This window comes from Ruegeria sp. AB10 (assembly GCF_056542745.1).
This window is the reverse complement of record NZ_JBQGAI010000011.1, coordinates 37849-61479: the sequence shown is the minus strand read 5'-3', so window position 1 is coordinate 61479 and position 23631 is coordinate 37849. Positions and strand designations below refer to the sequence as shown.

The following is a 23631-nucleotide window of genomic DNA, read 5'->3' as shown; positions in this document are numbered from 1 at the left end:
TCGCTAGGCTCGCCCCAGAGCCAGTGAGGGGGAGCACATGACCAATTCGTTTTTTCAGCCGGTCTCGGCGATGGAGCTTGCCCGGTTTGCCGGCATTCCCACCTTCATGCGACTACCCAGCATGACGCGGGACCACGACCGCATTGCCGAAGTTGAGCTGGGTCTGATCGGCATCCCGTGGGACGGCGGCACCACCAACCGCCCGGGCGCACGGCACGGGCCGCGTCAGTTGCGGGACTATTCCACGATGATCCGCGCGATGAACCCGGTGACCGGCGTTGCGCCTTTTTCCATGGTCAATTGCGCCGATCTGGGCGATGTCGCGCCGAACCCGGTGGGTATCCAGGATACGCTGGACCGGGTGACCCGTTTCTACGCCGATCTGACGGCGCGCGGTATCACCCCCCTGACCGCCGGGGGCGATCACCTGACGACCCTGCCCGTCCTGCGTGCACTGGCCAAATCCGGCCCGCTGGGACTGATCCAGTTCGACAGCCACACCGACTTGTTCGACACCTATTTCGGCGGCCACAAATTCACCCACGGCACCCCGTTTCGCCGCGCGGTCGAAGAAGGGCTGGTGGACCCCAAACGCTTTGTTCAGGTCGGCATTCGCGGCACCGCCTATAACACCGAAGACATTGAATGGGGCGAGGCACAGGGCATCCGCATCATCCGGATCGAGGAACTGTTCGACCGCGGTATCAATGACGTGATGGCCGAAGTGCGCAACATCGTTGGCACCGCGCCCACCTATTGCACCTATGACATCGACTTTGTGGACCCGACCTATGCCCCCGGCACCGGCACGCCCGAAATAGGCGGACCTAACAGCTTTCAGGCGCAGCAGGTCATTCGCCAGATGGCGGGTATCAATCTGGTCGGCGCCGATCTGGTCGAGGTCGCACCGCCCTTCGATCCCGAGGGCGGCACGGCTTGGCTGGGTATCTCTCTGATGTTCGAACTGCTCTGCGTGCTGGCGCAGGCTGTGGATGCGCGCCGCTAACTGACGTTTTCTGCAATCATCGAGATCATCTCGAACATCACCGCCGCAGCCGTCAGGGCGGTGATGTTGTTCGGGCTATCCTTGGTGGGCATCATGCAGACGACATCTCCGCCCACGATATTCAGGCCCCGCGCTGCCCGCAGAATGCCGACCGCTTCATCAATGTCGAACCCCTTTTCGCCGGGTTCCAGATTGGACACGGCGGGCGCAACCGTCGGGTCGAGGCAATCCAGATCGAAAGTGATATACACCGGACGGTCACCCAGAACCTCGCGCGTCTGCGCCACCACATCTGCAAGCCCGCGCTGCCGGAATTCGCGCATGGTGACGATGTTGTAGCCATAATCATACGACGGTTGCAGCCAATCCAGACTGCGCGGATGCCCTCTTAGACCGATCTGCATCGACCGCGTCGGATCGACCTGCCCCTGATCTGCCAGATACGCTCCCCAATGGGCCGCCGATTTCTTGGCGCCCAGAAAATGATCGACCTTGGTGAACACATCCGTATGCGCGTCCAGATGCAGGAAACTGACCGGTCCTCCACCCGCCAGCTTGCCGTTACCCAGCGCCTGCACGATCCCGCCCGTGATTGAGTGATCGCCTCCGACAGATACCGGCCGCGCACCTGCCGCGTCGATATCCTTGTAAAAGGCGGTGATGCGTTCGATGCAGTCCTCATTGTCGTTCGCACGCGGAAACGGCACGTCGCCCACATCGGCAATTTTCGCGCTGTTCCACGGATCGATCCCGAACACCGAATGCACCCGGCGCTGCACGGCCGAGACGTGGCGCAAGGCGCGGGGACCCAGATGCTGATCCCGTTCGGTCGTGCCGTTACCGGTTGAATGAGGCACGCCCACCAGCGCGATGTCTTTCCCTTCGGGCCCCTCATTAGGGCAGCGGAACAAGGTGGGCACGCCCCACCAATAGAGATTGTCCATCATGGACTGTTCATAGCGATCGGTCATTGTCTTCCCCGGTCAAAGAAAAACGCCCCCGGCGGCAACCGGGGGCGTGTGCTTTAGATTTTCTCGTCTTCTCGCCGGAAGGCGCCCTGCACGATCCGGTCCATCACCATGGCAAGGAACAGGATGGCGAACCCGCCCAGCAGACCCGGACCCTTGGCCGCATATTGCAGCGCCTCAAGGATTTCCTTGCCCAGACCGCCGCCGCCGATCAGCGAGATGATCACAACCATCGACAGACACATCAGGATGGTCTGGTTCACGCCGGTCATGATCGATGGCAAGGCCAGCGGGATCTCCACATCCTTCAGCAACTGCCATTTGGAGGCACCGAAGGCGACCGCCGCCTCTTTGATGCTTTCCGGCACGCCACGCATCCCCAGCGCCGTCAGTCGGATCACCGGCGGCATGCCAAAGATGATCGTGGCCAGAATGCCCGGCGGGTTACCGGTGCCAAAGAAGGCGATGATCGGGATCAGATAGACGAAGGCTGGCAGCGTCTGCATCAGGTCCAGTACCGGTTCCGCCGCGCGATAAGCTCGCTTAGATTTACCGAACCAGATGCCCAGCGGGATGCCAAACACCACGCACAGCAACACCGCTGCTCCGACCAGCGCAACCGTCTCCATCGCCACATCCCAATAGCCCAGCAAGGCGATGTAAGCGAGCGAGGACGCGGTGAAGATTGCCACGCGCGGCCCCGCCGCACGCCACGCGGTCACGCAGATGACAAGCATCACCACCGGCCACGGCGACCCGATCAGAGCGATCGTCAAAGCATCCAGAACCGAGCGGACACCGGCGACAATGCCGTCAAAGACATCTCCACCAGCGGCGGCGGCGGCGTCGATCTGTGCCTCCATCCAACTGGCAAGGTTCGAGAAGATCGTGCCCTCGCCCTCACCCAGTATCAACGCGGACACCTCCGCCTCGGGGAAAGCATCCAGCATCGCCAGCGACGCGTTCACCGTGAACTTGTAGATGATCAGCGGTGCAATCGCGGCCACCAGAATCGCGCCCAGAACCGTATTGCGCGTCGACCGACCACTTTCCGTGCTGGTCGGATCGATCCGCCATTTCGAGTACTGCTTTTCATAGACCCGGTCCGCGTAGAACCCCTGAGCCAGCTTGAAGACGAGCAGCATCAGAAGTCCGGTGATCATGATCCCCGACGCCTCGGCCTGAGCCGCCTGTGCTTGCGCCAGACTGCTGTCCGCTGCCTTCTGGATGTTCTCGGCCAGACGGTTGAAACGGTCGATATCCGCTTGTTCCGTTGCGGCGGCCGCGCGCTCCAGCAACTCATTGGCGCGGGTCTGCTGCCGTTCGGCCCGATCTGCCAGATCGGCACCGGGGTTCCCCCAGGCACCACGCCCGATCTGAACCCAGGCGATGATCTCAAGGATCAGGAAGGTCCAGAACATCCCCCAGATCGCCCGTGATGCCGACCAGAACGGCCCCAACACCGCCGCCCAGATATTGAACGTATTGGGCAATGCGCTGGTGGCATCGTGGATCTTGTGAAACGCAGTGACGTAGTAGTCACCATTCGGGCCGACGAATTCGTGAATGGATTGGTCCAGCGCCTCGCGGTCGACCTCGATATCGGAGGCGGCCGTGACTTTCATTTCCATTGCTGCATCAGTCATTTTTGCCTCCCTGAATTCCGCGCAGCAGACGCGGTTTGGTCACGATACCTACGTCGCTGCCGGAATCGGTGATGACGACCGGCATGTCCGTGTTCACGGCCAGATCGATCAGCTGGTCCAGGTCCGCGCCCTCATCCGCGCGCGGAGCGCCGTCGAGCGGGCCGGAATAGCTGCCCATCGGTTCCATGATCGAATGCGCCTTTACCAGTTTCAGTTTCGAGATGCCCTGCACGAACTCACGCACATAGTCATCCGCCGGGTTCATGACGATGTCCTCGGGCGTTCCGATCTGCACGATCACCCCGTCTTTCATGATGGCGATGCGGTGACCGATGCGAATGGCCTCGTCCAGATCGTGCGTGATGAACAGCGTGGTCTTCTGCAACTGCGCCACCAGTGCCTTGAACTGATCCTGCAATTGCAGCCGGATCAGCGGATCAAGGGCCGAGAAGGGTTCATCCATCAGCAGGATTTCCGGGTCCGAGGCCAGCGCGCGGGCAATCCCCACCCGCTGCTGCATCCCGCCCGAAAGCTCCTTGGGCAGCCGGTCTTCATAGCCGGTCAGGTCCACCAGGCCCAGCGCGTGATCCGAGACCGCCCAGCGCTTGGACTTGGACACTTTGCGAATTTCCAGCGGATAAGCCACGTTATCGCGAACCGAGCGGTGCGGCATCAGCGCCATGTGCTGAAATACCATCCCGATCTGCTGTGCCCGGATGCGGCGCAGCTCGGCCTCGGATATCTGCGACACGTCGTGGCCCAGAATCTCGATCTTGCCCGAGGTCGGTTCAATCAAGCGGTTCACGTGCCGCACCAGCGTCGATTTACCCGAACCCGACAGGCCCATGATGCAGAAAATCTCGCCCCGCGGCACATCGAAGGTGGCCCCCTGGACGCCCACGACGCAATTGAATCTTTCCAGAACTTCGGGCTTTCCAATGCCTTCGTTCCGCACGGCTTCCATGGCCTCTTCGGCCCGAGCGCCAAAGATCTTCCACACATCCGTCAGTTTTACGACTGTTTCGGTCATACTTGTCCCTTTGATGCAAAACAGGCCGCCGGACATGTCCGACGGCCTGTCCGGTATTCAATTCCGGTTGGTATCAATCACTGAGACATCCAGCCCAGAACGGCATCTTCGTTGGCAGCCACCCATTCCTCGGCATAGGCTGCGGGCTCTTTGCCCTCGATGACCAGCGCATAGGTCATGGCCGAGACCGTGTCGGTGTCCAGCTTCATGTTCGCCAGCAACTGGGCAACTTCGGGGAACTCATCCTCGAGCGATTTTGCATAGTGCAGGTGCAGATAGGCCAGATCCCAGGCAACGCCGGCCTCGGATTTCTCAAGCCAGTCCGGATCGTCGGTGGGCTGCAGAACGTTCCACTTGGACGCGTCATAGGCCGGCTCTTCCAGAATCTGCATATCATGCAGGGCAAACACGTAGTGCGGCGTATAGCAGAACCCGACCCACGGGTCGCCCGCCTTGATCGCATTGTCGAGATTGGCGTAGGCCACCGTCTCGTCGATCTCGGTCAGTTCCATCACCTGATCATAGCCATAAGACTTGGCGCGGATCTTCTCGACATTGGTCGAGGCCCAACCCGGCGCCCCGATCCAAACCTCGCCCTGACCGTCGCCATTGCTGTCGAACAGCGCGGCAACATCGGGGTTGGTCAGATCTTCGATTGAACGGATATCGTTGGCATCCGCAGTCGCCTTGTCGACGCACATGCCCTGGAACGCCTCAACACCGTTGGGGTTAAAGGCAACAGTACCTTTGTCGGTGACATAGGTATCATGCAGGTTCTTCTGGTTCGGCATCCAGACTTCGGGGTGAACATGCATGGCGCCGGAATCCATCGCCTCGAACACGATCGGGTTGGTCCCGTTCTGCAGCTCGACCTCAAGCCCAAGGTTCTGTTCGATCGCCACCTTCAGAATATGCGCAGTGGCATTCACCGACGGCCAGTTCGGTACGCCGATCACGATATCTGCAGCCATCGCCGGCGCTGCGACCGCCATCGATGCGCCTCCCAAAAGCGTTGCAAGTTTTTTCATCTGATATCTCCATGTTGGTCGTTCGTGATGCTTTTTTTGTGTCCTAAATGGACGTTGGCACACCTTGCGAACATTAGCGGGAAGGCGAAACTTCCCCGTTTTCTTGGCCAGCGGCTTGCTGCGCCGGGTTGGCCAGAAAATTGAACCATGCCAGCACGCCGCCCTTCAAGAGCTACATGCGGCAATCCGTATTATGCGACATTATCGTAATTTAATTTCGCTTTTTTGCAAATAGAGGCGTCTTTTGAAACTCCGCGCCAATGCAAGAAATTAGGCCGCTCCCGCCCAAAACTGTGCCGGAATATTGTGTCGTTCTGCCAAGGGCGCACTGAAACACGGCCCGCACGTCAATGCCCGGCACTTTTGGCGGACGGAACCGCTAGGCCCATGCCAGCGGCGAGCGCTGTTTGCGATTGGGAACATGTTGAGCGATCTCTTTTATACGCCAGCACTTTGGCTTTAAATAACAGCCTAAAAACACATGAGCCTCTCCAACCGAACTGGTCCATCATTATGTTTAGGAAACGAAGGACCAAGAATGGCAAACATGCGACCGACGACACCAGCTTCACCTCTAAGCCGGAGACGGCGTTTTTTGACCGGAACCGAAATCAAAACTTCATGGCGGGTCTTTGCGATATCAATCGCAGCCAAAACAGGCTCGCCCTGCGCAATACTAGCATCGGCCATAGTCGGGGCTGAGGCCGACAGGACACATTGCTGCGACGGTCACGACTAGCTGCAATCGCAGGCTGGAACCGCATATCCGCAGGGCTTTCAATCGGACTTTGATACAACGGTCGGGATGTATCGTCCGGGTTCCGGCCACCCTCGCGCGCTCTGGGTCTTAGTGGCCATTTGACAGAACGCAAAGTCGATGCTTACCCTAAGCGCAGCGCGGTGCATGTAATCTGAATTTCCAAGATTTATCAGCGTCCTGAGACGTCTTTTGCGGCGGTGTTAAAGCCAGACTTGCAACCTGGAGAGTTTGAGATGGAATTGATCACAGAACAGCTGCGCGCCTATCCGATCATGGCGCTGTTTCTTTGTCTGGGCCTGGGATACGGCGTCGGCAAATTTCGGGTCGGCAAGTTCGAACTGGGTGGCATCGCCGGTACCCTGCTGGTGGCGGTCTTCGTGGGCCAGATCGGCGGCATCAACCTGAGCACCGATGTTCAGAACGTCTTTTTCTCGCTGTTCATCTTCATGGTCGGCTACAACGGCGGGCCGCAGTTCTTTGCAGCCCTGAACCGAACCGCCCTGACCAAGCTGCTGGCAGCGTTCATGATGACCCTTTGGGGGCTGTTCTTTGTCATCGTCGTTGCTCGATTGGCCGGGCTGGACAAGGGGCTGGCGGCCGGTCTGGCCGCCGGAGGGCTGACGCAATCGGCCATCATCGGCACCGCCGGCAACGCCATCGACCTGCTGGGACTGGCCGCAGATGAGGCCGAAAAGCTCAAGACCAACATCGCGGTTGGGTATTCGGTCACCTATATCTTCGGCTCGATCGGCCCGATCCTTGCGGTCAGCGTCATTCCGATCATTCTGCGCGTCGACCTGCGGCAAGAGGCGATCAAGCTTGCCCAAAAGCTCAGCGGTGGTGGTCGCAAGCTGGAGGAAGGCGAATTCCTTCCGATGAACCGGTTCGACGCCCGCGCCTATCAGGTGAATGCCGACGCCGCCATCGCGGGGCAAACGGTGAAAGCCATCGAAGGTGGATATGACGGCGATCTGATTGTCGAAAAGCTCCTGCAAAACGGTGCTCCGGTTGACCCAACGCCCGAAACTGTCGTCAGCGCCGGAGACGTAATTGTCGTATCCGCCTTGGTTGCAACCCTGACGCAGTTCGAAGGCACCGCAAGTGGCGAGATCGGAGAGTACCCGCCCGAACTGACTATCGTGGAAGAGCGCCGCAATGTCGTCATCACCAACCGCAAGCTGGCAGGCAAGACCCTGTCAGAGCTGCGCGACGCACTGACGGCGGATCAACGCCGCGGGGTCCATATCTCGAAGATCACGCGCATGGGGCATGATGTGCCTGTTCTGCACAACACCGAAATCCACGCGGGCGACGAGGTTTCAATCGTCGGCCACAAAGACGATCTGAACCGGGTATCAAAGGTGGCAGGCTATGTGCCGCCCGCGGCCTCGGTCACGAATTTTATCGCGCTGGGGATCGGCGTGGCTGTCGGTTACCTGATCGGCGAAATCAGCTTTGTCATCGCAGGTACAAAAGTGGCGCTTGGGTCTGGTCTTGGATGCCTCGTGACCGGGTTGATCATCGGATACATGCGTATCCGGCGGCCCAAGATCGGCGGCATCAACCGGGGGGCCGCGAATTTCCTGCAAAGCTTTGGCCTTGCGGTCTTTGTCGGGGTCGTTGGCCTGAACGCCGGCAAGCCCGCGCTGGAGGCGATACAGCAATACGGCATTACCCTGTTGTTGCTGGGTGTCGTCGTCACGCTGATGCCGATGATCGTTCAGTTCCCGATCAACTATTTCGTCCTGCGCATCAAAAACCCGGTCGAGGCCTGCGCGGTTGTAACCGGGTCCAGATCCGGCAATCCGGGTTTTGCGACGCTGCTGGAAAAAACCGGGAACGCAACCCCGACACCCGCCTTCACCATGACCTATGCGGTGGCGAACATCTTCCTGACGCTCTGGGGCCCGCTGGTCGTGGCCTTCGTGCCGTAAGCTACATCAGCAGGATCACGATGACCGAGCCCCACAGGGCCAGCAGCACATTGCCCACGGCGTAGCCGAGGCCGTAACCCAGTGTCGGAACCTGGCTTTGGGCGGCCTCCTGCACGGCAGCCAAACCGGGTGCCGAGGTCCCTGCCCCACAGCAGGTGCCAGCCAGAACGCCCTCGTTTATCCCAAACACCTTGCGGCCGACTATCACCGCCGATCCGTGGGCCAATAGCACAATCGCAACCGAGCCGAAGATCAGCGATGGCCCGCTTTCCATCACCCCCGTCACAAAGCTGGGCCCCGAAGTTATGCCGACACAGGCCACGAACACGCACAGCCCCAGCGAGTCGAAGATCCACAGTGTCGCCTCGGGCACAAAGCCAAATGTCCGGTGGACCGAGCGCAGCCACCCCGCCACCAGCCCACCCAGCAGCACCCCGACCGAGGTGCCGAGACCCAGCTCGATCGCACCGTATTTCAGCGCAGGGATGCCGATCAGCCCGCCCAGCAGGATGAAAAAGGCCACAAAGACCATGTCGGTCTTGTTGGTTTCACGGTCCAGATAGCCCAAACGCGCGGCGGCATCTTCGATATGGCTGCGGGTGCCCGATACGGTCAGCACATCGCCCTTGTGCAGGGTCACGCCACGAAAGATCGGCAGCCGCTCGCCGCTGCGCATGATACCGCGCAGATAGATGGTGCGCGCCTCGGGGCGGGCGGACAGTTCGGCAAGGGTTTGGTTGACCACCTCTTTATTGGTCACAACGATATCGTTGGTTTGCACGGGAAGATCGAGAAGCTCGGGGTCTTCAACCTCCTCCCCCAGCATGGCAGTGTGATTGATCAGATAGGACCGCACGCCCGCAATGGCGGCGATGTCGCCCTCTTGTAGAACCATATCGCGCGAGGTCGGCAGGATCTTGTCCCCGCGTCGCACCCGGTCGAAAAAGGCGCGGACATGGTCGGGAACGCGGGCCTCAAGCTCGGATATGCGACGGCCCGCGAATTCGGGATTGATACGATAGGCGCGGGCCTCAAAATCGCGGTGTTCCGACACCATCGGCGCGCCATTGTTGTCCAGCTCGGCCTCATGTTCCGCACAAGCCTCTTTCAGTGACCGGCCATAGAACCGGGGGGCCAGTTGAGTGTGGAAAAAGATCGTGGCGATAACGCCGACGAAATAGGCAACGGCGAAACCGGTGGCGATCTCACCATCGAAAATCTGCTGCGCCGCCTCGTCGGCCCCGGTTTTGGCAAAGGCGTCTATCGCCACTCCCAGCGTAGCGCTTTCGGTCACACCGCCCGCCAATAGGCCCGCCGCGATCCCGACCGACAGCCCCATCAGCGGGGCCAGCAGCGCGGCCACAACCAGCGCCACAACACACAGCAAAACGGTGACGGCAATCTGCGGCAAGGCGTGCAGGTTCAGGGATCGGAAAAATTGCGGCCCCGTCCGGTAACCGATGGAAAACAGGAACAGCAGGAAAAACGCCTGTTTCAGGTCATCCGACACTACCACCCCTGTCTGGCCGACCAGTACACCGGCCAGCAGGCAACCGGCCACCGATCCCACCGTGAACGAGCCTATGGTGATTTTTCCCAACGCATATCCAAGGGCGAGGCTGCAGAACAGGGCCAGAGCGGGATGGTGGCCAAAGATCGACCCGATCACTTCCATTTCGGCCCCTCCCCCTGCGCCGTTGTTCAGCCGTGCAACGGCAACCCTTTCGAGGCGCGATAGGCCTGCACATAGCCCACAGCCACCGCCCGCACCGCACGGCCGATCTGACGATAGGCGCTGTCATCGAGATTGGCGAAGGACACCCGTGCTGACCAATTGGGCGCATCAAAACCCGACCCGTTCAGCAGCACGATCCCGTGGTCCTGCGCCAGCTTGAACGAAATATCCAGCGGGTGGACATTTTCCTTGATCCACTCGACCACCTCTTCGCCAACATATTTGCGCAGCCAGAACTCGAAATCGATGATGCCGTAGTACCGGTCGAACAGCGGGTTGTCGGGCACGTCGATGCCCATCCCATCGACCAGCTCATCAAAACGGTGTTTCAGGATGCCCCAGCAGGATTTCTGATAACCTTTGTCCTCATCCATCAATTCGACCAGCGAGAACAGCGTCATCATTACCTGCTGCGGCAGCGACAGTCCCGCCGTATGGTTCAGCGCCACATCGCGGCTGTCGGCAACGATCCGGTCGATGAATTTGAACGAGGACGGATCCGGGGTCAGCGTCTCGTACCGCGCGTTGACGACGGCCTTGGTCTCCTCCGGGGCTTCGGCGATCATCTTGTCGAAGATGTTGTTCTCAGACACCAGAATCGCGCCCAGCCGCCAGCCGGTGCAGCCGAAATACTTGGAGTAGGAATAGACCCCGATCGTATTGTCGGGCAGGTGCCCCATCACCGACTGAAAGTTCGGAATGAACGTACCATAGACGTCATCGGTCAGGATGATCAGATCGGGACGCCGGGTTTTGACGAACTCGACCAGCCGGGCCATCACCTCGGGGCTGATCGCGACCGAGGACGGGTTGCCTGGGTTGACCAGAAACAGCGCTTTGACCTTCGGGTCGGCCAGCTGTTCAAGGTCTTCGTCGGTCAGCTGGAAATGATCTTCCTCTTCCGAGGACACATCCACCACGTTCAGCCCGTAATCTTCCAGCACCGGCATTTCCAGATAAGGCGTAAAGATCGGCGTGCCCAGCGCGATAGTGTCGCCCGCGTTCAGCAAGCGCTGGTTCTTGAGCGCCTTGAAGATATAGCACATCGCGGCGGTACCACCTTCGACCGCGTAGATGTCGAACTTTGCGTCCGGCCGATGCCCCGCGCACATCGCCCACATCACGTATTCATGGACGATGGCCTCATTGTGTTTCATGCATCGATCCGGCATCGGATAGTGGTCGCCGACGATGCCGTCGGTCAGTTCCAGCACGAAATCGTCCGGCGTGAAGCCAAATTTCTCAATCGCAAAATCCACAACGGCGGCCAGTGTATCCGCGCCCGGAGGACCGTTCCTTGCAACCGAGTCGGCGCAATAGGCCTTGAGCCGGTCATAACAGCCCGGCCCCTGCGGCATCCCCGCCAGCCCGACCTGCGGTTCATAGCGGTGACGCTGCGCTTCGGTCATGGCGAACTGCCCCAGCAGGAAGAACGCCTCGCGCGCCTTGGTGGCGATCCAGTTGGGATTGCCACGCCCGGCATTCAGATAAGGCAACGCCATCTGACGCGACTCTTTCTGAGCCAGCTTGATGAGTTCGTCTTTGATCTGAAAGGGGCTTAGGTTCTCGAACTTATGCAGGTCCAGTGTTTCTGACATGGTTACAAACCCTTGCGTTAAATCAATCGGAAGAATTCACCCGGATCGTACGCAAGGATTTGCGCTTGTGTAAACTGCGCTGTCAGAACCTGACGTAAGGGCAATTACTGCTGCGGGATCAGTTGATCCGGGCAGAGGCCGCCAGCGCACCGGCCAGGGCATTCTGAATCTCATCCGGGAAATCCCGGCCTTTTTCATGCAACCCGGCGGCAACCCAGCCCACGGTGTGCCCGCGGCTGCCGATATCATTGGCCCGCACCACCGTGGGGGAGGTGCGCTCGACACTGACCAACGCCATTGAGCGTTCGATTTCACTTTCCGTCAGAACCATTTTGACCGCGCTGAAGATATCTACCGACACCTGCAAGGTCTGATGCTCAAGCCGATGCGCGGCATCCGTCAGTAGGCGCGTGCAAAAGGCCGACAGAAAATACCAGCGGAAGATGGAAAAAACCCGATCCTGCAATTCACTTTGCATCGCAACGCCGTCATTTGCCGCACCGGCGATACGTTCAAACGCGACTTCGGCCGCTTTGGAGGCCTGGCAAATCTGCCGCTCACGTCTGGCAATAGAAATAATACGCGGCGCAAATTCCACGGCGGCTTGGTGGGATTCCAAATTCATACGCGTCCTCCAACGTTAACTCCTGATGAGGACTTGGAAACTCTCGAAATAAATCGGTTGCGATTTAACGCCATTTTTTGCAGAAATTGTCCCTTTGCTGGCATAATAAAAATGCCACAAAGCAGGCTTCAAGGCAAATACAAGTGGTCTCTGGGGCTCAATATGTGTCTGTTTGTGCAGGTTTTCCCGCCGTCTGAATTGGGACACACGCGGTGATTTGGGCCAAAACCTACATATATCTGACACGATCTTGTAATAGTTATGCCCATTTTGGCGTCTATCAAAGCTCAATCCTGCTTATCAGTTTACGAGTTTGAATTTAACGAGGGGGTACGAGCGGGACCAGGGGGTGAGCGCCTGACCAACCGGGCTCGCCGACGGTCAGAGCAGCTCCCCCCGCCGCTTACAGTCAATCGATTTTGCTTTTCTGCGCATGTGGTGTGACGCCAAAACTGGACCGGTACACGCGCGAGAAATGGCCGGGGCTTTCGAACCCGCAGGCCATGGCGACCTCGGTCACCGATGCCTCGGTCTGCAGCAGCAGTTTCTGGGCGCGCTCCAGACGCAGCTCCATGAAGTACTTCTTGGGTGAGGTGTTGAGGTATTTGCCGAACAGCCGCTCCAGCTGCCGGGTCGAGATGCCCAGATCCTCGGCAATCTGTGACGGCGACACCGGCGCTTCGATACAGCCCTGCATGATGTGGATTGCTTTGGCCAGATGGGCGTTGCGCATCCCGTTGCGCGACTGCAGCGACACCCGTTGTTTCGCCGTGGCATTGCGCACTGCATTATAGACCATCTGATCTGCCACAGCGACCGCCAGCTCCTCACCATGATCGCGCCCGATCAGGTGCAGCATCAGGTCGGCCGTCGCTGTGCCACCCGAGGCCGTGATGTGCTTTTCGTCGGCCACAAAGACGCTGCGCACAAGGTTCACTTCGGGGAACGCCTCCATGAAGGCATCATGGTATTCCCAGTGGATCGCAGCCTGCATTCCATCCAGAAAACCGGCCTCGGCCAGCAGCCAGGCGCCCGAGCACAATGCACCGATGGCAGTTCCCTTCGCCCTTTCGCGCCGCAAGGCTGCCAGCAATGCACGCGTTACATGGTTGCGCATATGGATGCCTGAAAGCACGAACAACTGATCGGTCTTCGGAAGCGTCTCCAAGCTACCATGCACCAGCGTGACCGATCCGTTGGAACAGACCGCCTGATCGCCATGTTCCGAAAGGAAGGTCCAGTCATAGAGGTCTTCTCCACTGACCAGATTTGCGATTCGCAGCGGTTCAACCGCGCAGGAAAAGGCAAGGTGCGAGAATTCCTCGATCAGAATGAATGTGATGTGGCGCGGTTGGCTCATCGGGCGTTCCGTTCAGCTTGGCGTAGTCGATGGTCTATGCTGCATGATTTTTTTATGTATACAAGTTGTATTTTCTTAGAGTACAGAATGTGCACGCAAGCTGCGATGCGATTCGCACGACCCATTTGAGGAGGGATGGATGAAAGACAATGCCAAATCCCGCAAAGCTCAACTGACCGAGCATCTGCGGGTGTCCATCCTGACCCTGCGCCTGAAGCCGGGTGCGGACCTGGACGAGGCGCATCTGTCCGATGCGTTCGGCCTCTCGCGCACACCGCTACGCGAGGTGTTCCGGCAGTTGGCGGGCGAAGGTTATCTGGACCTGCGCACCAACCGCAGCGCCCGCGTGTCCGAGATGTCCTACACGACACTGCGCGACTTTTTCCTGGCCGCGCCGATGGTCTATGGCGCGGTCCTGCGGCTGGCGGCTCAGAACGCGACCCGCGCGCAGATTGAGGATTTGAAAGAGGCGCAGCAGGCCTTCAAAGCCGCGCTGCGCACCGGATCACCCGAGGATCGGGCGATGGCCAATAACCGGTTTCACGACGTGACCGGCGCGATGTCCGGCAATGTCTACCTGCTGCCGTCGTTCAACCGGCTGCTGATCGATCACGCCCGGATCGGGATGACCTTTTACCGGCCGCAGACGGCCAAAATGTCCGAAAACCTGTCCCAAGCAAGCACCCAGCATGACGCCATCATCGCCGCCATCGAGGCGGGCGACGAGGCGGCTGCTGCGCAGCTGGCCGAGGATCACTGGAACCTGTCACGCGATCAGATCGAACTGTTCGTGATGCCTGACGCGCTGGATGTCCCGATGGGCGTCCCGCCGCTTTCGAAACCTGCATGAGGACGGAATGAACCCGATTTTCAGATTTGAAGGGATCTATACCCCTGTGGTCACGCCCTATCACGAGGATGGCAGCGTGAATTGGGACGCCCTGTCCGACGTGATCGAACACCTGATCGAGAACGGTGTGCACGGGTTGATCTCGGGTGGTTCGACCGGCGAGAACTATGCCCAGACGGTCGATGAACGGCTGGAACTGGCGCGGTTCACGCATAAGCGCCTGAAGGGACGGCTGCCGCTGGTCGTTGGCACTGGCGCGATGCTGACATCGGATTCGGTTGCACTGGCCTCTGGTGCGCGCGAGATCGGCGCGGATTCGATCCTGTTGGCCAGCCCGCCCTATTCGGTGCCAACCGACCGCGAAAACGCGTTGAACGCGCTGGCAATCGACAAGGCCGCTGACCTGCCGGTGATGCTTTATAACTACCCGCACCGAACCGGCACGATGATGGGCGAGGAATTCCTTGACCGCGTTGGCCGCAGCCGGAATTTCTGCGGCATCAAGGAAAGCTCGGGCGATATCAACCGGGTGCACCTGCTGGCCCGTGACTATCCACATATCCAACTGGGCTGTGGCATGGACGATCAGGCGCTGGAGTTCTTCGCCTGGGGCGCACCGTTCTGGGTCTGCGGCGGGTCGAACTTCCTGCCCGCCGAGCACGTGGCGCTGTATCAGGCCTGCGTGATCGAGGGCAATTTTGCCAAAGGCCGCCGGATCATGTCTGCCATGATGCCGTTGATGCGGGTGCTGGAACAGGGCGGCAAGTTCATCCAGACCATCAAACATGGCGTCACCATGAACGGGATTGACGCAGGTCTAATGCGGGCTCCGCTGAAGGGTCTGAACAAGGACGACAAGCGCGCGCTGGAACAGGTGACGCGCGTGCTGAAAAAGACAATCGCTGACATCGTGGCGGAGGGGTAAAGCATGGATCTGCTGACACAGGACGAATACAAATCCATCGCCGCGGGACTGACCCTGCCAACCGGGGCCTTTATCGACGGCGCGTTCCGTCCGGCGGTCTCGGGTGAGACCTTCGAGACGGTGAACCCCGCGACCGGCGACAAGCTGGCAGACATTGCGGCTTGCGGCGCGGCGGATGTGGACTTTGCCGTCGAAAAGGCGCGCGAGGCGTTTGACGATGGCCGCTGGTCGAAACTGCCCCCCTCAGACCGCAAGGACGTACTGATCCGGCTGTGCAAACTGATGACCCGCAACGCCCGCGAACTGGCGGTGATGGAGAGCATCGACAGCGGCAAGACCATCTATGACTGCGAAACCGTGGATGTGCCCGAGACGATCCACTGCCTGAAATGGCACGCCGAGGCGATCGACAAGATCTATGATCAGGTCTCGCCCGCCAGCGACGACCACATCGCCATGGTGGTGCGCGAGCCGATTGGCGTTGTGGGTCTGGTGCTGCCGTGGAACTTCCCGCTGCTGATGTTGGCGTGGAAGATCGGGCCAGCTCTGGCGGCGGGCTGTTCGGTGGTGGTGAAGCCGGCGGCGGAAACCACGCTGACCGCACTGCGTCTGGCCGAACTGGCAATGGAAGCGGGCCTGCCACGCGGCGTGTTGAACATCGTTCCGGGTGGTGGCGCCGAGGTGGGAGAACCCATCGGGCGGCATATGGATATCGACATGGTGTCCTTCACCGGTTCGACCGTCACCGGCAAGCGGTTCCTGACCTATTCGGCGGAAAGCAACGCCAAAGAGGTGGTGCTGGAAATGGGCGGCAAGAACCCGGCCATCGTGATGGATGACGCCGAAAACCTCGACCGTGTGGCGGCCCATGTCGTCAATGGTGCGTTCTGGAATATGGGCGAGAACTGCTCGGCCTCGTCCCGGCTGATCGTGCACAAGGACGTGAAGGCCGAATTGTTGGATCGCATCGCGCACCACGCCAAACAGTGGAATATCGGCGACCCGCTGGACCCCGAAACCCGCATGGGTGCGCTGGTCAGCGAAGGCCATTACAATAAGGTTTGCGGCTATCTGGATCAGGCCGAGAATGTGGTGATCGGTGGCAAGGCCAACAAAGGGTTCGTCGAAGCCACCGTGGTCGAAGTTCCCGGCAACGACTCCACCCTGGCGCGCGAGGAAATCTTCGGCCCGGTCCTGTCGGTGATTGAGGTTTCCGGCTTTGACGAGGCCATCAAGATCGCCAATGACACCGAATATGGTCTCTGTGCCTCGATCTTCACGGCCAACGCGAAACGCGCCATCCGGGGTGCGCGGGCTATCCGGGCGGGCACGGTGACGGTGAACAGCTTTGGCGAGGGCGACATCACCACGCCCTTCGGCGGTTACAAACAGTCGGGCTTTGGTGGCCGCGACAACTCGGTCCACGCGCATGACCAGTACACCCAGCTGAAAACCATCTGGATCGATCTGGCCGATGACGCGGATGAGGCAGTCGATTGAGCGCCTATACCGCCAGAACCCTGCCGGTCCATCGCGGGCCAGCGGCGTGGAGCGCCATCCTTGGCGCGCAGCCGCCCGCGCAGGAACTGGACGGTGACCTGACCGCTGATTTCACCATCGTAGGCGCCGGGTTCGCCGGGCTGTCGGCGGCCCGGCGCCTGACCCAACTGCAACCCGACGCCAGGATCGTCGTGCTGGAGGCCGGACGCGTGGCCGAGGGCGCAGCGGGGCGGAACTCGGGCTTCATGATCGACCTGCCTCATGATCTGGCCTCGGACGATTATGCCGGGGCGGGCGACGACAGGGTGATGATCGCACTTAACAGGCAGGCGATCGCCTTTGCCCGCGCAGCGGTCGAGCAATACGGGATCGACCCGAACTTCTTTGATCCGGCGGGCAAGGTGAATGGCGCAGCCAGCGCGGCAGGCCACGCCCATAACGTCAGCTATGCGCAACATCTGGAGACGCTGGGGGAAACCAGCGAAATGCTGGACCCGCAGCAGATGCTCGACCTGACCGGCTCGCGCCACTACCGATCCGGCCTCTACACACCTGGCACGGTCATGTTGCAGCCTGCGGGTTACATTCGCGGGTTGGCAGCCGGGCTGGTCGGGGACGGCGTGGGGCTGTACGAAAACTCGGCTGTCACCGGGTTCGAAAAACAAGGCGGCGCGTGGCAGGTGCAAACCCAGCGAGGATCGGTCAGCACCGGCGCGGTGATCCTGACGGTCAACGGCCATCTGGAAAGCTTCGGTATCGAGCGGGACCGCCTGATGCAACTGTTCCTGTTTGCCGCGATGACGCCGGAGTTGGACGCCGACGCATTGGCCCGATTGGGAGGACAGCCGCGATGGGGTGTGACCCCGTCCGATCCGATGGGTACCACGATGCGGCGGATCGACAGCGGACAGGGCGGCAATCGCGTCATCACCCGCACCTGCGCGGCGCTGCGCCCCGGCATGGCGGCGACCACACGCGATCTGGCGCGGGCCTCGCGGGTGATGCAACGCAAGTTCGACCAGCGGTTCCCGCAATTGGCGGGGATTGAGATGGAGTACCACTGGGCCGGCCACCTGTGCCTGAGCCTGAACAGCGTCTCGGTCACGCGTGAGATTGAACCGGGGGTTTATTCCGGGTGCGTCCAGAACGGGCTGGGCACCGCACGCGGAACCCTGACCGGGATCGCAGCCGCAGAACGCGCCTGCGGGCAAAGTTCGGACATCACCGGGTATTTCGAGGCCGAAGATCAACCCAAGCGCCTGCCACCGCAGCCTTTCCGCGAGATCGGCGCAAATGCCGTTCTGCGCTGGAAGGAGTGGAAGGCGCGGGACGAGTGATCAGGGCAGGCTCAGCTTGGCCATGCGTCCGCCATCGACGGTATAGATCTGCCCGGTGACAAAACTGGCCTCGTCCGAGGCGAGAAACGTAACCAGCGCCGCGACCTCCTCGGGTGCGCCGGTTCGGGCGATGGGGTGGATACGCTTGATATCCTCGCGGAACGTTTCGGGATCCGGCATCGATGCGATGAAATCCAGGTTCAGTTCAGTATCGATCCAGCCCGGCGCGACAGCGTTACAGCGGATGCCCTCGGCCCCGTGATCCACCGCCACCGCGCGGGTCAACCCGTGCAGCCCGGCCTTGGTCGCGCAATAGGCGGCGTGACCGGGATTGCTGCCCAGCCCTTCGATCGACCCGATATTGACGATGTTGCCGCCCGCCTGACGCAGATGTGGCAGCGCCGCCTTGATCAGCAGAAACGGCGCGGTGAGGTTGACCGCCAGGTTGCGCTGCCAGTCCTCAAGGCTCATCTCAACGACCGATGCCTCCTGCATCATCCCGGCATTGTTGACCAGAATGTCCAGCCGCCCTGCCCGGTCGATCACCTGATCAACCACGGCTTGCGGGCTGTCGGGATCACTGAAATCGGCCGCGATACCATCGAAATCGAGATCAGAGCCGCGCTGTGCCGTGAACACACGCGCCCCGTCCTGTTTCAACCGCGCGGCAATGGCCCGGCCAATCCCGCTGCGCCCGCCAGTGACAAGCGCGGTTTTGCCCTCAAATCGGCTCATGAGACCGGCTTCCCTCCGTTCACTTCCAACAACGCGCCGCAAACATAGCGTGCGGAATCCGAAACCAGAAACATCACCACATCGGCAATGTCCTCGGGCTCGGCGATGCGACCCAGCGGAACGGTCTGGCCCAGTTCGGCCACGGCGGTATCCGGATCGAACCCGCGCTTTTCAAAGCCCGAGCGCAGCATCGGCGTGTTCACCTCATTCGGGCAGACCGCGTTGATGCGGATGCCCTGATGGGCGTGGTCCATGCCCATGCACTGGGTCAGTGAGGCGATCGCGGCCTTGGTCATACAATAAACCGCGTGGTTCGGGCCGGGCCGCAGGCCCCAACAGGATGCGGTGTTGACGATGGCACCACCTCCGTTCGCGGCCAGGATCGGGATTGCAGCCCGGCAGATACGAAACGGGGCCTCGACATTTACGCCCAGCGACAGCGCCCAGTCCTTATCCGATGTCTCGGTGACCGAACCGCGCGAAATGACGCCTGCATTGTTGATGACGATATCCAGACCACCCAAGGCCTCGGCTGCATTGCGGGGCAGCGCATCGGCATAAGATGCGTCCAGCAGGTCCCCGGGCAGATGGGCCTCTGCCTCGATCCCCTCGGTCACACGGTCGGCCACCGCGACCCGCGCGCCCGCCCGACGCAGACGCTGCACAATGGTGGCGCCGATCCCGCCTGCAGCCCCGGTCACCAGGGCGGATTTTCCGTTCAGATCCATCTTCCCTCCGGTTGGATAAAAAACCCGCCCGATGGTCCGGGCGGGTAAGGTGCAGGGAGAATTCCTCAGTAGCTTTGGTTCAGCTCGTCGGCGGCCGGGATTTCCCGCTCGCGCCGGGCGATATAGTCCAGCAGCGCCTCATTCTTCGCCTCATCCAGCTTGGGTTCCTGATATTCGGCCAGCAATGACCGGGCGCGGTTCAGGGCGCGTTCGGTGATCTCAACGCTGCCTTCGGCCTGCCATTGTTCGATCGAGTTGTTGTCGAACAGTTCAGGCATGAAGAAGGCACTTTGAAAGTTGTCTTGCGTGTGCGGGTGGCCCAGATAATGGCCGCCGGGGCCGACATCGGGCACCGCCGCGATGGCCTGATCGAAATCGTGCCATTTCGGGCCCTCGGCCATGCGATAGGCCATGGCGCATTGCTCCGCATCGACGATGAACTTGGCGACCGAACAATGCATCCCGGCCTCGTTCCAGCCCGCGCTATGCCAGATATAGTTGGCACCGGCATGAACGACCGCCTGCAGCGTGGTGGCGGATTCGTACCCCGCCTGCGCGTCGAACGTCTTGGCCCCGCCCAATGTGTTCGAGGTCCGCCACGGCACGCCGTAATAGCGTGCCATCTGACCGATCATGAAGTTCATCAGGCTGATCTCGGGCGTGCCCGCCATCGGTGCACCGGATTTCATCGACACGGTCGACAGGTAATGGCCATAGATCGCAGGCGCCCCCTTGCGGATGACCTGCGTGTAGGCCAGCGCGCTCAGCGCCTCGGCGTTCAGTTGCGCCACCGTGGCCGGAACGCTGGCAGGCGTGTTCGCCCCGCCCAGCACGAAAGGTGAGCACAGGACCGGCTGGTTGCGGCGGCAGAAGGCGCGCATCGCACCCAGCATGGTTTCGTCCCAGACCAGCGGCGAGTTGCCGTTGCAATTGCCGGTGGTGACGGGGTGATCCTCTAGAAAATCCTCGCCGAACAGGATGGCGCACATGTCCATCACATCCTCGGCGTTCTTGGGCGAAGTGGTCATGCCCATGAACGTTTTGTCCGAGTGTTTCATCGAAGAATAGGTGATCCGCAGATGCCTCTGGCTGATCGGGTGATCATAGGGTTCGACGATGTGATGCGCACTGGAATGCAGCGCGGGCAGCATGTGGCTCAGCTTGTGGAACATCGCCAGATCGTCCAGCGTCGGGTTGCGGCGCACATCGTCCAGATCGCGCAGGAACGGCGCACCGGTCATCGGCACAAAGATCGAATGCGGCCCGCCCAGCCGTACGTTCTTTTTCGGGTCCCGTGCGTGATAGGTGAAATCGCCTGGAATCGTGGCGATCAATTCGCGCACCAGTCCGCGGTCGAGATAGACCAGTTCACCCTCGACCCTGGCGCCAACCTTTTTCCAGTCCTCCAGCGCGATGGCGTCGCGAAACTGGACGCCGACATTTTCGAGAATGTCCATCGAGGCGTTGTCGATACGTTCAACCTGACTGCCGTCCATCACCTCGCACAAGGGGATACCGCGGGTCAGGCCGGGCAGCATTTCAAAGTTCGGGGCGGTGCGCAGGGCGCGGCGGGCTGAGCGGCCACCAGCACGGGACGCGGTTCGAATGTTCACGGGCAATCCTCCAATCCTGCTTCCCAGATTGGGGGATTCGCTGACATTTCACCTCACTGATTGCGATATCTGCTTGCAGGAAGCGACACCGCTTTTGAAACAGAAAACGCCGCCCCCAAGGGGGCGGCGCCTGATTTGGTCTTTGAAGAGGTCTTACTCGGCCGCCTGTGCCTCAACCCCGTGCTTGTCGCGCAGGCTGTCGCGGAACAGCGCCTTACCCAAGGCGATGCACATCAGGCCCATCACCATGGTAAAGGGCAGCGCGCCGATGATCATCGCATTGCGCAGCGCGTCCATCGGGTTGTTTTCACCCGCCGCCAGGATCAGCGCGCCGATCACCGCCGTCAGGATAACGCCCCAGATGATGCGATGCCTGATACCGGTCTCCTGGCTGCCGCCGGACATGATGGTGTTCATCACCAGAATGCCCGAGTCCGCCGAGGTCACCAGGAAGGTCATGATCAGGATCACGCACATGACGTTCAGCATGGACAGCAGCCCGCCGTCGATCATGTAGGACAGTGTCACGAACAGCTTGTTGGTGTTCGATGCCCCGATGATCGCACCCTCTGCGGCACCGGCCAGTTCCAGATCAATCGCGGTGCCGCCCAGAACGGTCATCCAGGCAAAGCACACCAGCGCCGGAGCGAAGACGCAGCCCAGAATGAACTCGCGCACGGTGCGACCTTTGGAGATGCGCGCCAGGAACAGGCCCACGAAGGGCGAGAACGCGATCCACCAGGCCCAGTAGAACGTGGTCCAACCGGCCTGCCAGCCGAACTGACGGCCCTGCTCGCCCGCAGCATAGACTGCGGCCAGCGTTTCTTCGTCCAGCTCGGCGGCTGCACCTTCCAGCCCCTCCTTGAACCCGGCAAAGCTGCCCCAGGCATTGGTCGCGCCGCCCACAAGGTCGTTGGCATGCGCCTGCGCGGCCTCGGGCAGAGCTGCCGCGAAGGCCTCGGTCGACAGCGGGCCATAGGCACCGAAGCTGAGCGAGATGAAGTGCAGGATATAATCGACCATCGCCGTGCCATAGGTGGTCATGGCAAAGACGAACGAACCGAACACCACGAACGTCCCCAGCAGGATGATCGACAGTACCAGGTTCAGGTTCGACAGGTACTTAACGCCGCGGCCAACCCCGGATACCGCCGAGATGATCGACAGGCTCATGATTACAACCAGACCAGAGATCAGACCCACTTTGCTGGGGGTCGGCACCTCGCCGCCCAGATCCATGACCCACTCCATCCCGGTGATGGCGTATAGGCCGTCGATGAACTGGCTGACGCCATAACCGATGGTCACGGACACGCCCAGGATCGTTGCGACAACGCCCAGAACATCGACCACATGGCCGAAGAACCCGTTGACGAAACGGCCGAACAGCGGTGTCAGCGCCGAGCGGATCGTCAGCGGCATGTCACGGGTATAGGCGTAGTAGGCCAGCGACAGGCCGGTGACGACATAGATTGCCCAGGCATGGAAACCGTAGTGCAGATAGGTGAAGCGATAGGCCGATTGCAGCGCCTCGGGCGTATTGCCCTCGACCGCACCGGATACCACAACGGGGTTCGACCCCCACAGGCCCAGCGGTTCGGCCGTGGCAAATACCATCAGGCCCACGCCCAGACCGGCGCCAAACATCATCGAAAACCAGGAGAAATTCGAAAACTCGGGCTTTTCCCCGGGGGTCCCCATGATCCGGCGACCGGTGGCGGGGATGATGGCCACAATGGCCAGGAAAAAGAAGAACAGACCTACGATGACGACGTAGAAGCTGTTGAAAGTCTCAAGCAGCCTGCCGTTCAGGCTGCCCAGCGTGCTGTTGGCATTGGCGGGAAACACAAGCGCCCACAGGACCAGACCAACCATGATGGCCTTACTGATCAGCGCGATGGGAACGCTGTAATTCTCATAGAAACCGGCATCGGCCGTTTCTATCTCAACATCCGTAAATGGTTCGGGTAGCGACATGTTTTCCTCCGTGTTGACTGTATAGCTGGATTGAACTCATCTTTACGTGAGCTTCCAATCTTGATCTTGTCTTCGACCCGGTCCCCTGCGGTGCATCACCATTCCTCTGGCGGGGCAGGTCCCTGATCGTTCCATTTGGGCAAAATGGCCGAACTGCCGCCCAAACGATGCACTTGCTGGTTTTCTTGCCTATATCGACGTTTTCCGGCTGATCCCTTTGGAACCGACATATTCTGTAGATTTGCGACACTATCCCCGGACGTGATTAAAAAATAC

General features: G+C 60.5%; 18 protein-coding genes. 6 read left to right on the top strand and 12 right to left on the bottom strand.

Going from position 1 to position 23631, the window contains the following annotated elements; genetic code table 11:
- The first annotated feature begins 37 nt into the window (after positions 1–37).
- Positions 38–1006 carry an agmatinase gene (locus ACR0NT_RS16945; RefSeq protein WP_170447706.1) on the top strand — a complete coding sequence of 323 codons (969 nt, stop codon included), beginning with the start codon at positions 38–40 and terminating at the stop codon, positions 1004–1006.
- On the opposite strand, the gene ACR0NT_RS16940 is transcribed toward ACR0NT_RS16945, so the two are convergent.
- From ACR0NT_RS16940 to ACR0NT_RS16925, 4 genes are all read right to left on the bottom strand, one after another.
- Positions 1003–1977 carry an arginase family protein gene (locus tag ACR0NT_RS16940; protein ID WP_170447704.1) on the bottom strand — a complete coding sequence of 325 codons (975 nt, stop codon included), beginning with the start codon at positions 1975–1977 and terminating at the stop codon, positions 1003–1005. The genes ACR0NT_RS16945 and ACR0NT_RS16940 overlap by 4 nt on opposite strands.
- A gap of 53 nt (positions 1978–2030) precedes the next feature.
- Positions 2031–3620: an ABC transporter permease subunit gene (locus tag ACR0NT_RS16935; protein ID WP_170674580.1), complete on the bottom strand. Its 1590-nt coding sequence runs from the start codon at positions 3618–3620 to the stop codon at positions 2031–2033.
- Entirely contained in the window at positions 3613–4650 is a 1038-nt protein-coding gene (locus ACR0NT_RS16930; RefSeq protein ID WP_170447700.1) for a glycine betaine/L-proline ABC transporter ATP-binding protein, read from the bottom strand. The genes ACR0NT_RS16935 and ACR0NT_RS16930 overlap by 8 nt, the downstream gene beginning before the upstream one ends.
- A gap of 77 nt (positions 4651–4727) precedes the next feature.
- On the bottom strand, positions 4728–5678 hold the full coding sequence (locus ACR0NT_RS16925) for an ABC transporter substrate-binding protein (protein ID WP_170447698.1): 951 nt from the start codon (positions 5676–5678) through the stop codon (positions 4728–4730).
- A 993-nt stretch (positions 5679–6671) separates the two neighbouring features.
- Here ACR0NT_RS16925 and aspT (ACR0NT_RS16920) point away from each other — a divergent pair.
- Entirely contained in the window at positions 6672–8372 is a 1701-nt protein-coding gene (aspT, locus tag ACR0NT_RS16920) for an aspartate-alanine antiporter (RefSeq protein WP_170447696.1), read from the top strand.
- 1 nt (position 8373) lies between these two features.
- Here aspT (ACR0NT_RS16920) and aspT (ACR0NT_RS16915) read toward each other — a convergent pair whose 3' ends face one another.
- The 4 genes from aspT (ACR0NT_RS16915) to ACR0NT_RS16900 form a co-directional block, all read right to left on the bottom strand.
- Positions 8374–10047, bottom strand: a complete 1674-nt coding sequence (gene aspT / locus ACR0NT_RS16915; protein WP_170674578.1) for an aspartate-alanine antiporter — start codon at positions 10045–10047, stop codon at positions 8374–8376.
- A gap of 26 nt (positions 10048–10073) precedes the next feature.
- Positions 10074–11705, bottom strand: a complete 1632-nt coding sequence (locus tag ACR0NT_RS16910; protein WP_170674576.1) for a bifunctional aspartate transaminase/aspartate 4-decarboxylase — start codon at positions 11703–11705, stop codon at positions 10074–10076.
- 118 nt (positions 11706–11823) lie between these two features.
- Positions 11824–12330, bottom strand: a complete 507-nt coding sequence (locus tag ACR0NT_RS16905; RefSeq protein WP_170674574.1) for a hypothetical protein — start codon at positions 12328–12330, stop codon at positions 11824–11826.
- Positions 12331–12739: 409 nt separating this feature from the next.
- Positions 12740–13690 (bottom strand): GlxA family transcriptional regulator, encoded by a 951-nt coding sequence (locus ACR0NT_RS16900; RefSeq protein WP_170674572.1) that lies wholly within the window; start codon positions 13688–13690, stop codon positions 12740–12742.
- A 139-nt stretch (positions 13691–13829) separates the two neighbouring features.
- On the opposite strand from ACR0NT_RS16900, the gene ACR0NT_RS16895 reads away from it, so the two are divergent.
- The 4 genes from ACR0NT_RS16895 to ACR0NT_RS16880 are packed head-to-tail and all read left to right on the top strand — an operon-like array spanning position 13830 to position 18302.
- Entirely contained in the window at positions 13830–14540 is a 711-nt protein-coding gene (locus ACR0NT_RS16895; RefSeq protein ID WP_170674570.1) for a GntR family transcriptional regulator, read from the top strand.
- Between the two features lie 7 nt (positions 14541–14547).
- Positions 14548–15465 (top strand): dihydrodipicolinate synthase family protein, encoded by a 918-nt coding sequence (locus tag ACR0NT_RS16890; protein ID WP_170674568.1) that lies wholly within the window; start codon positions 14548–14550, stop codon positions 15463–15465.
- A gap of 3 nt (positions 15466–15468) precedes the next feature.
- On the top strand, positions 15469–16965 hold the full coding sequence (locus ACR0NT_RS16885) for an aldehyde dehydrogenase (protein ID WP_170674566.1): 1497 nt from the start codon (positions 15469–15471) through the stop codon (positions 16963–16965).
- Positions 16962–18302, top strand: coding sequence for an NAD(P)/FAD-dependent oxidoreductase (locus ACR0NT_RS16880; RefSeq protein WP_170674564.1), 1341 nt, complete (start codon positions 16962–16964; stop codon positions 18300–18302). The genes ACR0NT_RS16885 and ACR0NT_RS16880 overlap by 4 nt, the downstream gene beginning before the upstream one ends.
- Here the strand turns inward: ACR0NT_RS16880 and ACR0NT_RS16875 are convergent, their stop codons facing one another.
- The 4 genes from ACR0NT_RS16875 to ACR0NT_RS16860 form a co-directional block, all read right to left on the bottom strand.
- Positions 18303–19037 (bottom strand): SDR family oxidoreductase, encoded by a 735-nt coding sequence (locus ACR0NT_RS16875; protein ID WP_170674562.1) that lies wholly within the window; start codon positions 19035–19037, stop codon positions 18303–18305.
- Positions 19034–19765 carry an SDR family oxidoreductase gene (locus tag ACR0NT_RS16870; RefSeq protein ID WP_170674560.1) on the bottom strand — a complete coding sequence of 244 codons (732 nt, stop codon included), beginning with the start codon at positions 19763–19765 and terminating at the stop codon, positions 19034–19036. The genes ACR0NT_RS16875 and ACR0NT_RS16870 overlap by 4 nt, the downstream gene beginning before the upstream one ends.
- Before the next feature lie 65 nt (positions 19766–19830).
- Positions 19831–21378 carry a trimethylamine methyltransferase family protein gene (locus tag ACR0NT_RS16865; protein ID WP_170674558.1) on the bottom strand — a complete coding sequence of 516 codons (1548 nt, stop codon included), beginning with the start codon at positions 21376–21378 and terminating at the stop codon, positions 19831–19833.
- Between the two features lie 153 nt (positions 21379–21531).
- Complete coding sequence (locus ACR0NT_RS16860) at positions 21532–23355, bottom strand: BCCT family transporter (RefSeq protein WP_170674556.1); 1824 nt, start codon at positions 23353–23355, stop codon at positions 21532–21534.
- Positions 23356–23631: the final 276 nt, after the last annotated feature.

Coding starts and splice junctions, on each gene's coding strand:
- ACR0NT_RS16945 (WP_170447706.1), top strand. CDS start 38: ATGACCAATTCGTTTTTTCAGCCGGTCTCGGCGATGGAGCTTGCCCGG.
- ACR0NT_RS16940 (WP_170447704.1), bottom strand. CDS start 1,977: ATGACCGATCGCTATGAACAGTCCATGATGGACAATCTCTATTGGTGG.
- ACR0NT_RS16935 (WP_170674580.1), bottom strand. CDS start 3,620: ATGACTGATGCAGCAATGGAAATGAAAGTCACGGCCGCCTCCGATATC.
- ACR0NT_RS16930 (WP_170447700.1), bottom strand. CDS start 4,650: ATGACCGAAACAGTCGTAAAACTGACGGATGTGTGGAAGATCTTTGGC.
- ACR0NT_RS16925 (WP_170447698.1), bottom strand. CDS start 5,678: ATGAAAAAACTTGCAACGCTTTTGGGAGGCGCATCGATGGCGGTCGCA.
- aspT (WP_170447696.1), top strand. CDS start 6,672: ATGGAATTGATCACAGAACAGCTGCGCGCCTATCCGATCATGGCGCTG.
- aspT (WP_170674578.1), bottom strand. CDS start 10,047: ATGGAAGTGATCGGGTCGATCTTTGGCCACCATCCCGCTCTGGCCCTG.
- ACR0NT_RS16910 (WP_170674576.1), bottom strand. CDS start 11,705: ATGTCAGAAACACTGGACCTGCATAAGTTCGAGAACCTAAGCCCCTTT.
- ACR0NT_RS16905 (WP_170674574.1), bottom strand. CDS start 12,330: ATGAATTTGGAATCCCACCAAGCCGCCGTGGAATTTGCGCCGCGTATT.
- ACR0NT_RS16900 (WP_170674572.1), bottom strand. CDS start 13,690: ATGAGCCAACCGCGCCACATCACATTCATTCTGATCGAGGAATTCTCG.
- ACR0NT_RS16895 (WP_170674570.1), top strand. CDS start 13,830: ATGAAAGACAATGCCAAATCCCGCAAAGCTCAACTGACCGAGCATCTG.
- ACR0NT_RS16890 (WP_170674568.1), top strand. CDS start 14,548: ATGAACCCGATTTTCAGATTTGAAGGGATCTATACCCCTGTGGTCACG.
- ACR0NT_RS16885 (WP_170674566.1), top strand. CDS start 15,469: ATGGATCTGCTGACACAGGACGAATACAAATCCATCGCCGCGGGACTG.
- ACR0NT_RS16875 (WP_170674562.1), bottom strand. CDS start 19,037: ATGAGCCGATTTGAGGGCAAAACCGCGCTTGTCACTGGCGGGCGCAGC.
- ACR0NT_RS16870 (WP_170674560.1), bottom strand. CDS start 19,765: ATGGATCTGAACGGAAAATCCGCCCTGGTGACCGGGGCTGCAGGCGGG.
- ACR0NT_RS16860 (WP_170674556.1), bottom strand. CDS start 23,355: ATGTCGCTACCCGAACCATTTACGGATGTTGAGATAGAAACGGCCGAT.